11 protein-coding genes are annotated in these 12,272 nt (G+C 70.3%); 2 read left to right on the top strand and 9 right to left on the bottom strand.

Translation table 11 applies throughout. The annotated features are described in order from the left end of the window. Positions 1-50: 50 nt before the first annotated feature. The 3 genes from ACTMMA_RS14655 to zupT all read right to left on the bottom strand — a co-directional run bounded on the left by ACTMMA_RS14655 (position 51) and on the right by zupT (position 3,815). Entirely contained in the window at positions 51-1,307 is a 1,257-nt protein-coding gene (locus tag ACTMMA_RS14655; RefSeq protein WP_441190474.1) for an IS256 family transposase, read from the bottom strand. 178 nt (positions 1,308-1,485) lie between these two features. Beyond that, positions 1,486-1,812: a hypothetical protein gene (locus ACTMMA_RS14650; RefSeq protein WP_441190866.1), complete on the bottom strand. Its 327-nt coding sequence runs from the start codon at positions 1,810-1,812 to the stop codon at positions 1,486-1,488. Positions 1,813-3,011: 1,199 nt separating this feature from the next. Beyond that, positions 3,012-3,815, bottom strand: a complete 804-nt coding sequence (zupT, locus tag ACTMMA_RS14645; RefSeq protein WP_441190865.1) for a zinc transporter ZupT — start codon at positions 3,813-3,815, stop codon at positions 3,012-3,014. 218 nt (positions 3,816-4,033) lie between these two features. On the opposite strand from zupT, the gene ACTMMA_RS14640 reads away from it, so the two are divergent. Together ACTMMA_RS14640 and ACTMMA_RS14635 are read left to right on the top strand one after the other, a co-directional pair. Then, entirely contained in the window at positions 4,034-5,407 is a 1,374-nt protein-coding gene (locus ACTMMA_RS14640; RefSeq protein WP_441190864.1) for a M20/M25/M40 family metallo-hydrolase, read from the top strand. A gap of 80 nt (positions 5,408-5,487) precedes the next feature. Beyond that, positions 5,488-6,051: an O-acetyl-ADP-ribose deacetylase gene (locus ACTMMA_RS14635; RefSeq protein WP_441190863.1), complete on the top strand. Its 564-nt coding sequence runs from the start codon at positions 5,488-5,490 to the stop codon at positions 6,049-6,051. On the opposite strand, the gene ACTMMA_RS14630 is transcribed toward ACTMMA_RS14635, so the two are convergent. The 6 genes from ACTMMA_RS14630 to ACTMMA_RS14605 all read right to left on the bottom strand — a co-directional run bounded on the left by ACTMMA_RS14630 (position 6,014) and on the right by ACTMMA_RS14605 (position 12,265). Then, positions 6,014-7,519, bottom strand: coding sequence for a CYTH and CHAD domain-containing protein (locus ACTMMA_RS14630; protein ID WP_441190862.1), 1,506 nt, complete (start codon positions 7,517-7,519; stop codon positions 6,014-6,016). The two genes, ACTMMA_RS14635 and ACTMMA_RS14630, sit on opposite strands and share 38 nt — an antisense overlap. A 77-nt stretch (positions 7,520-7,596) precedes the next feature. Continuing rightward, complete coding sequence (locus ACTMMA_RS14625) at positions 7,597-8,559, bottom strand: SPFH domain-containing protein (protein WP_441190861.1); 963 nt, start codon at positions 8,557-8,559, stop codon at positions 7,597-7,599. 57 nt (positions 8,560-8,616) lie between these two features. Beyond that, positions 8,617-8,937: a ribonuclease E inhibitor RraB gene (locus ACTMMA_RS14620; protein WP_441190860.1), complete on the bottom strand. Its 321-nt coding sequence runs from the start codon at positions 8,935-8,937 to the stop codon at positions 8,617-8,619. Positions 8,938-8,998: 61 nt separating this feature from the next. Continuing rightward, a complete protein-coding gene (locus ACTMMA_RS14615) occupies positions 8,999-10,264 on the bottom strand; it encodes an MFS transporter (protein WP_441190859.1) in 1,266 nt (421 codons plus the stop codon). Between the two features lie 17 nt (positions 10,265-10,281). Further along, positions 10,282-11,427, bottom strand: coding sequence for an ATP-binding protein (locus ACTMMA_RS14610; RefSeq protein WP_441190858.1), 1,146 nt, complete (start codon positions 11,425-11,427; stop codon positions 10,282-10,284). 61 nt (positions 11,428-11,488) lie between these two features. Next, entirely contained in the window at positions 11,489-12,265 is a 777-nt protein-coding gene (locus tag ACTMMA_RS14605) for an amino acid permease (RefSeq protein WP_441190857.1), read from the bottom strand. Positions 12,266-12,272 lie beyond the last annotated feature (7 nt).

Below are 12,272 nucleotides of genomic sequence, written 5' to 3'. Positions count from 1 at the left end.
GGTCAAGTCCAGTGGAGTGGTGTTCGACGGTGATCCCTCGATGGGGTTGATCAGGGCGTCAGTGCGGGAACGGTAGCAGTGATCTCCTCGGGGTCGGTGGTGGTGGGGATCAGGGCGTGTCGGCACCGAGTGAGGGCGTCCAGTCCGATGTAGCGTCGTTGCTCGGTCCAGGCGTCGTGCTGCTCGGCCAGGACGGCTCCGACGAGGCGGGTGAGGGCCTCGCGGTGGGGGAAGATGCCGACGACGTCGGTGCGCCTGCGGATCTCGCGGTTGAGCCGTTCCTGGGGGTTGTTGGACCAGATCTGGCGCCAGACCTCCTTGGGGAAGGTGGTGAAGGCCAGGATGTCGGCCCGGGCGCTCTCGAGGTGTTCGGCGACAGCGGGCAGCTTGTCGGTGAGCGTGTCGATGACGCGGTCGAACTGGGCGTGCACGGCCTCGGCGTCGGGTTGGTCGTACACCGAGTGCAGCAGCGTCTTGACCCACGGCCATGAGGACTTGGGGGTCGCGGACATGAGGTTGGCGGCGTAGTGGGTGCGGCACCGCTGCCACGCGGTCCCGGGCAGGGTGGCACCGATGGCCTCCACGAGGCCGGCGTGGGCGTCGGAGGTGACCAGCCCGACCGGCCCGGCACTGGTGAGGCCGCGGGCGACCAGGTCGCGGAAGAACGCCAGCCAGGAGGCGGTGGTCTCGCCGGTGGCGACCTGTAGGCCCAGGATTTCCCGGTAGCCCTCGGTGTTGACGCCGGTCGCGACCAGGGCGGACACCTTGACCACGCGCCCGCCCTCGCGGACCTTGAGCACCAGGGCGTCGACGGCCACGAAGGTGTAGGGCCCTTCGTCCAGGGGGCGGGTGCGGAAGGACTCCACCTGCTCGTCCAGCTCGGTCGCCATCACCGAGACCTGGGACTTGGACAGGCCGGTGATGCCCAGCGCCGTCACCAGCTTGTCCATGCGCCGGGTGGAGACCCCGAGCAGGTAGCAGGTCGCCACCACCGTGGTCAGCGCGGCCTCGGCCCGCTTACGCCGCTCCAGCAGCCACTCGGGGAAGAACGTCCCCTCGCGCAGCTTGGGGATCGCCACGTCCAGGGTGCCGACGCGAGTGTCCAGGTCCCGGTGCCGGTACCCGTTGCGCCGGTTCGTGCGCTCGGCCGTGCGGGTGCCGTAGTCCGCGCCGCACACGGCATCGGCCTGCGCGGACAGCAGGCTGTTGATAAAGGTTTGCAGCAGGTGACGCATCAGGTCCGGGCTCGCCTGCGCGAGCTCCTCGTGCAGGAACTGCTCAGGGTCGATAATGGGGGAAGCGGTCATCGGTGGTGCTCCTCTTCGAGAGTGCTGTGGAAGGTTCACTCGAAGGATCACACCGGTGGCCGCGCCTACCTGTGCAGGACACGCTCACCGGGTGCCGTCGTACACCACTCTGGTGGACTCCACTGCGGCGGGTATCGGGGAAGATATCCGATCCTCGGACCTGATAGGAGGACTTCTGCTACGGGAGGTCTAGCCGTTCCGCAATGAGCACCTCGAAGGGCTGGTCATCGTGCTGGGGGCAGGGAAGTTCCACTCCGAGCGGGGGCTCGAAGTCCAGCTCGAGTGGGAAGACGCAGGCGCAGGCAAGTCGAATGCCGTAGGGGAAGGTTCCCGAGTTGGGTGTGATTGTGATGGGGCCGTCCTTGTCGAAGAACCTCACCGTCATCCCGGACATCATCTCTGCGATGTCTGTCCTGCCGACCAGATCAGGATTCGTGATCGCTGTCTTGGCCTCCCCGCAGCTGTTGCAGACTTCGGTCTGCCCCCCGAGGCGGGTGCTTGCCATCTGGTCCGTGCCTTCAACCACCGGGGATGGTGCCAGGCGGTACTTGCCCCGCTCGCCGTCGAGGCAGATGAGGCCGCGCGACAGATGGCCGAGCTCGTGGCGGGAGTCTGCGACGCGTTAGCCGTCCCGACAGCTGCCCAAAAGAGTGGAGTCGTCCCCAGCGCGTGACTAGGCGACGCCTCAGATGTGAATCGGAAGAACGGTGCCGTGCACATCTGAGTCTTTTTCGAGGGCGCTTGGCATCGTGGCGGGGACTATCCAGTCCATCCTGACGAGCGCAGGTTAGCCACGACCTGGTTCAGCAGCGCGGAGGATGAGGCCGCTACAGCCCACGTGGGAGTCACGTGCGTGGTGTCCACGTACTCCCGAAGCATCCCCTGGTACTGGGAGCTGGCGTAGCGGTAGAGGCTCACCGCCTGGCCATCAGCCGTTCCGCACAAAGTCACGGTGAACTTGTTGCCCACATGATCGGTGGTTGACCAGGGGGCGTCGCAGTCATTCAGCCCCGCGGCCCTGGCCATGGAGGTCGGTCTTGACGCACGAGGGCTTGCGGATCGGGTCTCTGCGGCAACTACAGACGAAGACGGCGAGACTTGGTCGCAGTATTCGATCAGGCTCGCTACGTCGTGCTTTCTACCCGCCGCGGCTGCGTCCAGCCGGTCCTGCAGCGTGGAATCATCCGCCTGGCGGATAAGCGTGTATGCCTTCCGGCCGACCGAGTGGACACTCGCTCGACGCAGGGTGAGGATCTCGCCACATACGGAAACGTCAGCTTCGCTGTAGGGCGAAGCCGTTTCCTCCTCTGCTGGAGGCGTGGTGGCGGCCTCGGGCGGGTCTGTAGTGGTGGGGGCCTCCTCGACCGGCTCTTCAGTGGTGGGCAGTTCCTCCTCCGACTCTGTCGGGGCTGGTGTAGCCGTCGCCGTCGGGGTCCATGCGGCTAGAGGCTTTTCGCCTTCGGAGCTGCAGCTGGTTAATAGCACTGTGATGATCGAGAACAATGCCAGCCGTCGAGCCCGCACCTGAGCACCGCCTTTGTCTTCAGTTGACCGGTTGAGGCCAAGGTTAGGCGATGCCCAGTTCCCAGTTGTGTCAATGGCCAGTTCTAAGCTAAGGGGCTGACGGTTCGAGCGGAGCTTCGCGCCCTGGCCCGTGTCGCCGGTCAACCACACGCCGCGCGGGTCGGGCCCACCGTCCCGGGCTCAGAGGGTGAGCATCTGGAGGGAGAGCACCATGACGACGGCGCCGAGGAAGAAGCCGACCAGGGTCTGGGAGTAGTGGGTCTGGTAGCGCCGGGCCGCGGGCAGCATCTCCAGGAAGCTGACCGCGAGCATCATCCCGGCGACCAGGGCCAGGGAGATGACCAGCCACTCCTCGAGCAGCAGGGCGTGGAGCAGGAGATAGCCAACGAAGGCACCCACCGGCTCGGCCAGCCCGGACAGGGTCGCCCAGAAGACCGCCTGGAACTTGCTGCGCGTCGCCGCGTAGATCGGGGCCGCGACCGCCAGGCCCTCAGGCACGTTGTGGATCGCGATCGCCACCGCGAGCGTGATGCCGCCGCTGGGCTCCTTGAGCGTGGAGACGAAGGTGGCCAGGCCCTCTGGCAGGTTGTGCAGGCCGACGACCGCGGCGAGCAGAAGACCGCTGCGCAGGAGCCGGGCGTCGACCTCACCGGCGTTGATGCGGTCCAACTGCTCCCCTCCACCGATCTCGGCCGGGTTGACGTGGTGGGGGATCACCTTGTCGATGGCGATCACGCTGAGCACACCCACGACCATCGCCGCCCCGACCCAGGCCAGGGCCGTGCCGGGCCCGAGCACCTCCGAGAGCGACATGATGGCGCTGGGCGCGATCTCCACCACCGAGATGGTGATCATGATGCTGGCCGCGAAGGCGAGCGAGGCGGCCAGGACGTCGCGGCGCAGCACGCGGGTGTGCGTCCCCAGCCATCCACCCACGAGCGTGGACAGACCCGCGAGCAGCGTGACGACGAAGGCGAGCGTCACCGCATACCTCCTCAGATCCGGGCCGGCGGGCGCCGCGGTGGCGCACACGTGCGCCGATTCTGCCGCAGACCTTCTCCCGCCCGTGCGCCGGTCGCCCGCAAGGCCTCGCCGAAGGTCACGAGAAGGCAACCATCTGGTCAGGTTTTGACAGGTCCGTGGACCGGGCTCCCCTCACCGGCCTACCGTCGCGAGGTCCCCCCGTCGACGAAGGAGTCCCCATGCGCACCCCCACCACGCGGTCGCTGTCCCTGCTCGCCGCGAGCACGCTGCTGACCACGGCCGCCATCCCGGCCCTGGCCGCCCCCAACCCCAACAACCCCGACAAGCTCGTCGCCGCGATCGACGCCGACAGCCTGTGGGGCCACATGGAGGCCTTCTACGCGGCGGCCGAGGACAACGGCGGCAACCGCGCCGCCGGCACCCCCGGTTATGACGCGAGCGTCGACTACGTCGTCGGCGAGCTCGAGGCGGCCGGCTACGACGTCGAGCTGCAGGAGTTCGAGTTCACCTATACCGAGACGCTGCGCCAGGAGCTGCGCCAGACCTCCCCGGTCGAGCGCGACCTGGAGAGCACCGTCTTCACCTACTCCCCCTCCGGCCAGGCTGACGAGGCCGAGCTCGCGGCGCCGTCCGGCGACCCTCTAGGGTGCACCGCCGACGCCTACGGCGGGGCCGACCTGACCGGCCAGATCGCCCTCGTCAGCCGCGGCGACTGCCCCTTCGCCGAGAAGAGCCTGGCCGCCGCGGCCGTCGGCGCCGAGGCCGTGATCATCTACAACAACACCGACGGCGCCATCAACGGCACGCTCGGCGCCCCCAGCGACGACTACATCGCCACCCTCGGCGTCAGCGGCGAGCTCGGCCAGGAGCTGGTCGCCCAGCTCGCCGACGGTCCGGTGACCGTCGACCTCGACCTGGAGCAGCTCGTCGAGCAGCGCACCACCGTCAACGTCCTGGCGGAGACCGCGACCGGCCGCGACGACAATGTCGTCATGGTCGGCGCCCACCTCGACGGTGTGCCGGAGGGCCCGGGCATGAACGACAACGCCTCCGGCGCCGCCGCCACCCTCGAGATCGCCAAGCGTCTCGCGCCGGTCAACAAGGTCAACAACACGGTCCGCTTCGCCTTCTGGGGCGCCGAGGAGATCGGGCTGCTCGGTGCCGACCACTACGTCTCCGAGCTGAGCCAGGCCGAGCGCGACGCCATCGCGATCTACGTCAACCTCGACATGGTCGCGCCCCAGGACCACCAGAACACCCTCGGGGTCCTCCAGGGCGACTTCAGCCTCGGTGCCGAGCGGCTGCTCATCGACCAGCTGGAGGCGGACGAGCACCCGACCGGTCCGGCGGGCAACGGCAACAACTCCGACTACGCGCCGTTCGTGGCGGCCGGCATCCCTGCGACCGGGCTGCTGTCCTACTACGACAGCAACTACCACACCGCCCAGGACGACCTGGACAACGTCTCGCTGACCTCGCTGACCCACTCCGCCCGCGCCGTCGCGGCCCTGGTCGGCGAGTTCGCCTACCACACCTCGCTCATCAACGACACGTGCTCCGCCGGCAGGTCCGGCAAGCCCAAGGACTGCTGACGCCCGACGTCGCGGTCGAAGGAGTGCCCGGAGGCCCGCCAGCAGGTGCTGGCGGGCCTCCGCTCTGCCACGGTGGGGGTATGGAGCTCACGTGCCACCTGGGAGACATCACCGCCGAACGGGTTGACGCGATCGTCAACGCGGCCAACTCCACGCTGATGGGGGGCGGTGGGGTCGACGGGGCGATCCACCGGGCGGCCGGTCCGGCACTGCTGGAGGAGTGCCGCCGGGTCCGGGCCGCACGCTGGCACGACGGGCTGCCCGTGGGTGAGGCCGTCGCCACCGGCGCCGGGGAGCTTCCGGCCCGCTGGGTGATCCACACGGTCGGTCCGAACCGGCACCGCGGCCAGACCGACCCCGAGCTGCTCGCCTCATGTTTCCGGCGCAGCCTCCAGGTGGCCGAGCAGGTCGGGGCGCGCTCGGTGGCCTTCCCGGCGATCAGCGCAGGGATCTACGGCTGGGACGCCGGGCAGGTCGCCGACGTGGCGGTGTCCACGGTGCGGGCCGCGGCGGAGGCTGTCCAGGGCGTCGAGGAGGTGCGCTTCGTGCTCTTCGGCGAGGAGGTCCTGGCGCAGTTCGAGCGGGCGCTGGGCGAGGGGTCCAGCGTCAGGGCCAGGGGTGGTCCAGCGCCGCCTCGACGATGAGCTCACCGTCCTCGGCCGCAAGCTGCCCACCGGTCGACTCCTCCCCCACGAGCACGCCATAGGTGAAGGTCGGCTCGCCGGCCTCCTGCGCCACCCGGGACAGGTCGGTGATCCAGGCCGCGGCCACCACCGAGTCCTGCAGGGCCCCCAGGGCCTCGGTGACCTGCTCCCACGTCTCGGCCGCGTCCTGGGCCTCGGCGCCGAACGTCGGGGCCAGCGCCTCGGCCGCATAGCGCACCGCCTTGGCCCGCTTGCGGGTCTCGTGGAGCAGGTGCAAACGCTCCTCGCCCTCGGCCTCCTGCGCGGCGTCCCAGTCCCGCCGGGCCCGGTCGATGGCCTTGGCCACCAGGTCGGGGAGCACCTGCTCGGCCTTCTTGTCCGCCCGTCCCCGCCACGGCGGCTCGGCCAGGAGGTCGACCAGCCGGTCGGTCAGGGCCAGGTAGCGCTCGGAGTCCATCACCTCCACCAGCGCGGCGTGGGCCTCCGCATGCCGGCGGTCCAGCTCGCCCTTGACCCGATCACGCACCGGGCCGACGACCTGGTCGGCGTCGAGGTCGTCCAGCAGGCCGGTGATGTGCTCCTTCATGACCTCGGCGTCGCGGGGCTCCCCGAGGACCGCGGCATACCACTTGACCTCGTCGCGCAGGGGGTCGGTGATCTCCCGGTCCAGCAATCGTCGGAAGGTGCGCAGGGCGCTGCGCAGGCGACGCGTCGCGACCCGCGACTTGTGCACCGCGTCCGGCACATCCACCCGGACGTCGGCCTCCCGACCGAGGATCCCGGCCACCTGCTCGGCCAGGTAGGCGTGCAGGACGTCCCGGGCCGGACCGTCGACCTCGGGCGCGAGCCCGGCGGCCGCCCGCTCCGGACGGTCCCCGACCGCCCTCGCCAGCTTGGACGGCGCGGCGGCCGGCGTCAGACCCTGCGCCTGGAAGGCCTCGGTGATGCTGGCCAGCAGGTCTTCATCACCCCCGACCAGCTCCACCTCGATCTCCCGCCAGGTCTTCCCCGCGGGCAGGGCGGTGACGGTGTCGTCGCACAGCTGGGCCAGCACCTCGCCGGTGGCCTCGTCGAGCAGGTCGACCTCGTAGCGGCGGGTGCTCAGCACCGCCGCCGGCAGGAGCGTGCTGGCCGGGACCGAGGGCCAGGCCGGGCCCAGCGCCTCCACGACCTCCGCCAGGTGCCCTTCCGGCACGCGTGTGCGCCCCGGGCCGTCGCCGAGCGGAGCATGGATCTCCAGCCGCGAGCCGTCCGGCCGCGGGAGCTTGAGATGCCAGCCCTCGTCGCCCCCGCCCTCGCGCCGACGCAGGGTGATCCTGCTGCGGACCAGGAGCAGGTCCTGGGTGTCGAGGTAGACGGCGCGCATCCGGTGCTCCCGGGCCGGGCCGATCTCGACCAGCCCACCCAGCGCCGGCAGCGGTGCGTCCGCCGGGATGTCGAACTTCTGCTCGATCTCGACCTGCCTCATACCCTCATTGTCGTCCACCGGGCACCCGGGCGCCGGGCGGGCCCGAGGCGACCCCGGGACCACCCGCCGCCGGGGGATCAGTCCTCGTCGCCCCCCGAGGACGGCGCCGACGGGGCCGGCGACGGGCTGTCCTCGGACCCCTGCCCGCCATCGACGATGATCGACGGCTGCTCGCCGGTGCCGGTCATCGCGCAGTTGAAGGTGGCCGGCAGCGGGCCGTTGGCCGCGACGTCCCAGCTGTTGACGATCTCCAGGCAGTAGCGCTGGTTCGCCGCAGGCGTCAGCGCACCCTCGGCCTCGCGCAGCTTGGTGGTCTCGGCGTCGATCTCGGCGCGACGCTGCTCGTTCTGCGCGCGCTTGATGTCCTGCTGGGTGGTGAAGAGGCGGTCGACCGCGGCCTGCGTCGAGCCATCCAGGTCGATCGCGGGGATGGAGACGGAGTCGACGACCACGCCGTAGGGGTCCAGGCTCTTCTCGATCTCGGTCTTGACCTGGCTGGCGATCTCGCGCTGGCTGATGATCGCGGTCGCGGCCGGGTAGGAGTTGGCGATGTTGATCACGGCGTCGCGGGCGGTGCGCTCGACGAGCGAGGCGCTGACCGACTCGAAGGTGCGGTAGCGCTCCCACAGCAGCCGGGCGCCGTCCTCGTCACGCGACATCTGCCACCGGACGGTCGCGTTGATGACACCCTTGCCGCCACCGATCTCCTCGATCCCCTCGACGCCACCGCCGTCGGAGAAGGAGACGCTGATGCCCTGCAGGTCCACGGTCTGGATGGTCTGGTCGAACTTCTCGACGCTGGACCAGGGCGACTTGTAGTGGATTCCACCGGTGTTCATGGTCGAGATGTAGCGGCCCAGCGCCGTCTGGATGCCCACCTCGCGGTGGTCGAGGGTGACGAAGCTGTTCATCGCGGTGTAGCCGAGCAGCAGCAGCGCCGTGGCCGCCGCGACGAGGCGGGCGCTCTTGGCCCAGCGGCCGGCGATCAGCGCGGCGACGACGATGACGATCAGGATGGAGGCGACGGCGAAAAAGCCCATGGCGGTGGTACCCCTCGAACGAAGAAGACTGGCGGTGCGGCCGGTGACGAGCCGAGCTCAGCCGACCGGGGGTCGGGGGTCACCGGGCTCGTCGTACCAACCGTCGTTCTGACGGGCGAACTCGGTGAACCGTTCCCGCAGACCCTCGTAGGCTCCCCCGCCCTCAGCGTCCGGCAGCCGCGTGTCCAGGACGTAGACCGCCCACTCGTGGTCCTCGTCGTCCTCCTCGGTCTTGGCGGCCTCGCGGACGACGCGCACGTGCTCGAAACCCTCGTCGCGCAGCTCCTCGGCCAGCTCTTCGGCGACGTCACGGTCGGGGAGGATGATCAGGTGCTCGCTGCCCGGGTGCAGGTCGCCCGGCTGGTCTGTGGTGGACACGACTCGAGGGTATGCGGCAGCCCGCCGGGCGCGGTGGAGGCGCGGCGGGTGGGTGGTCGGCTCAGATCTCGCCGTCGGCGGGGCGCAGTCGCAGCGTCTCGGGGGCGCGCAGCCACGGCAGGATCGCCACCAGGCAGACCACGCCGCAGATGGCGAAGGCCACCTCAAACCCGAAGCGGTCGGCGGCCAGACCGATGAGGATCGGGCCCAGGATCGCCCCGAGGTCCTGGGCCATCTGGAAGGCGGCCAGCACCTTGCCCCCGTTGCGGTCGTGCCCGACGATGTCGGCGACGGCCGCCTGGGTGGCGGGCCCGACGAAACCGGCGCCGACGCCCGAGGCCAGGGTGAGGCCGAAGAGGAGCACCAGCGCCGTGGTCAGCCCCAGGCCGTCGTGCTTGGCGGTGCCGAGGGCGCCGACCGTCACGCCGAGCAGACCCAGCCCCAGCAGGATCATCGGCCGGCGTCCGACCCGGTCGGCGAGCGCGCCGGAGAACTGCAAGGTGATCGCGGTCCCCACCGCACCGACGGCCAGCGCTGCCCCGGCCACCCAGGGGCGGTCGAGGACGGCAGCGGCCAGGAGCGGCAGCACCGCGATCCGCGCTCCCATGTTGACCCAGCCGTTGGCCACGCCGGAGACGAGGACGGCGCGGTAGGAGGGATGGCGCCAGGCTTCGCCGAGGGTGAGCACCGGTCGCGCCGCGTCACCCGTCGGCGCAGAACGCAGGCGGGCACCACCCAGCCCCACCTTGACCACACCGGCAGCGATGAAGAGCGCGACCGCATACACGACGAACGGGACGCGCATCCCCCACTCGGCGAGGAAGCCGCCGACGACCGGCCCGATCATCCCGCCGATGAGGAAGGAGGAGGCGAAGATCGAGGACACCCGGCCGCGGGCCGAGGGCGGGGCGAGCCGGACGATGAGGGCCATCGAGGAGATCGTGAACATCGTCGAGCCGATGCCGCCCAGGCCGCGGAAGAGGAGCAGCTGCCAGTAGGTCTGCGCGAAGGCCGTGGCGAGGGAGGAGGCGGCGACGATCAGCAGGCCGGTGATGTAGATCGGCCGCTCACCCAGCTTCTCCACCAGGATCCCGCCGGCGGGGGCGAAGAGGAGGCGGAAGGCGGCGAAGATCGAGACGACGACGGTGGCCGCCGCGATGCCCACGTCGAAGGACCGGGCGAAGCCGGGCAGCACGGGCGAGATGAGGCCGTAGCCGACCGCGATGACGAAGGCGGCACCGACGAGCACCCAGATCTCGGAGGGGATGGGGACCCGCGCGGGTCGGCTCGTCGGGCTCGCTGGGGTCACCGCTCTAGTCTGCGCCATCCGCCCGCGGGCAATTCTCAGGCGGGGCCATCCGCGTCCGGGCCGTCGTGGCCGTGCTGACGCCGGATGTGCTCGCGCAGGTAGGGCAGGGCGTAGTCGACGTAGCCGTGGCCGGTCGGGGTGATGAGCTCTCGCTCGAGCAGCCGGGTGCGCTGCATGTTCTGGTGGCCCTTGGTCACACCGAGACGCTGGGCGATCTCCCCGGTCGACGACGGACCGTCGTCCTGGGCCATCGCGCGCAGGTAGGCCAGCTGGCCCTCCGGGACCTTGAGCAGCGCAGGGGCGTGCACGAGTCGACCCATCCGCTCCACCACGGTTGGGACGGTCTGCTCCACGTCGGCCAGCGTGATGACCTCGTCATCGCCGGCGGCCCGCCAGGCGTGATAGCCGACAAGCTGCAGGAGGTAGGGATAGCCGTGCGCGATCTGCACCAGTCTCTCGGTGGCCTCCGGGCTGATCACGCGCTTCGCCTCGCGCACGGTCTCGACCGCCGCCTCGGCGACCTCGGCGTCGGTCAGCGCGCGCAGGTGGATCCGCTCGGCCCGCCGCAGGAAGGTGGTGCCGCGCTGCTCCAGGAGGGCATTGACCCCGACGGGCAGACCAGCGGCGACCAGCGCCACCTCGTGCTCGTCGCGGACGAGGTGCTGGTAGGCCGAGGCCAGGTGGGCGAGGTCCTCCGCCGGGGCGGCCTGCACCTCGTCGAGTGTCAGCAGCAGGCCGGTGCCATGGCCACCCGCGATCCCCGCCAGACGGGCGAGCATCGAGGCCAACGACTCGGTGACCGGGAAGCGCTCGACCGTCTCGGTCGACACCGACCCCAGACCGCCGACGCTGCCTCCGGTCAGCCGGCGCCGCACCGCCTCCGGGTCGTGCTCGGCCAGCAGCGAGGGCAGGATGACCCCCTCCAGCTCGCTGACCAGCCGTCCGCCCTCGGGCAGCCGCAGCACCAGCCAGCCCCGTCCCCTGGCTCGATCCTCCAGCTCGTTGAGCACGACCGTCTTGCCCATACCCCTGGCCCCACTCACCAGGATCGTCCGCATCGGCGACCCCGGCCCCTCGTCCAGCGCGATGTCGAAGTCGTCGATGACGTCGTCACGTCCCGCCAGCACCCGCGGCGTCACGCCGAAGCTGGGACGGAACGGGTTGCCCCTCCTGCCTGCCATGCCCACCACCCCTCTCCAGCAGCGTTATACCTGTTATACCAGGAATACTTTGTTATACCTGTTATACGGCGGAGCCTCCAGGCAGCGCGAGGACGAGGAGGAAGCCGGTGACGGTAGCCCGGCCCACGTCGCCGCTCTTGCGCGCCCGCCGCGCGTAGACCGTGGCGCCCTCGATGCCGAGGAAGGCCCACACGGTGACGAGCATCATCGCCCGGACCTGGTCGAAGACGGAGCTGATGCCCTCGCCCTGACCCCAGAAGTCGGCGGTGAAGATCTCGGCGTCGAAGGCGGCCACACCCACGACGAGGAAGATCACGAGGGGGATCAGCTTGGCGGCGGTGACGACGACGTTGACGGCGCTGGCCTCGCGGACGCCACGCAGCAGCAGGCCGCTGTAGAGCCACAGCACGACCGACCCGCCGAGCGTCGCCCACCAGGTCGTGCCCTCGCCGAAGACCGGGAAGAAGATGCCGAGCGTGGAGAAGATGAGGACCAGGTAGGCCAGGTTGCCCAGCCAGGCACTGATCCAGTAGCCCCAGCCGACGAGGAAGCCGGGCAGCGGGCCGAAGCCGTCGCGGGCGTAGCCCTGGAGGCCGGCCTCGGGGTCCTTGGCGTGGCGGCCGAGGAACTGGAAGGTCAGGGCCAGGGCGAGCATGCCGACGCCGGTGATTGCCCACCCGACCATGAGGGCACCGGTGCCGGCAGGTCCGGCAGCCATGTTCTGCGGGATCGAGAAGACGCCCGCGCCCACCATGGAGCCGACGACCAGGGCCGTCAGCGCGAGGAGGCCGAGGCGGGGGCCGTCACCGTCGGACGGCTGCTGGTCTGAGCGGCTCATGGGCCCT

It is taken from the genome of Ornithinimicrobium panacihumi (assembly GCF_052073805.1).
Taxonomy (GTDB): domain Bacteria; phylum Actinomycetota; class Actinomycetes; order Actinomycetales; family Dermatophilaceae; genus Ornithinicoccus; species Ornithinicoccus panacihumi.
This window is presented reverse-complemented; position numbering and strand designations above follow the sequence as displayed.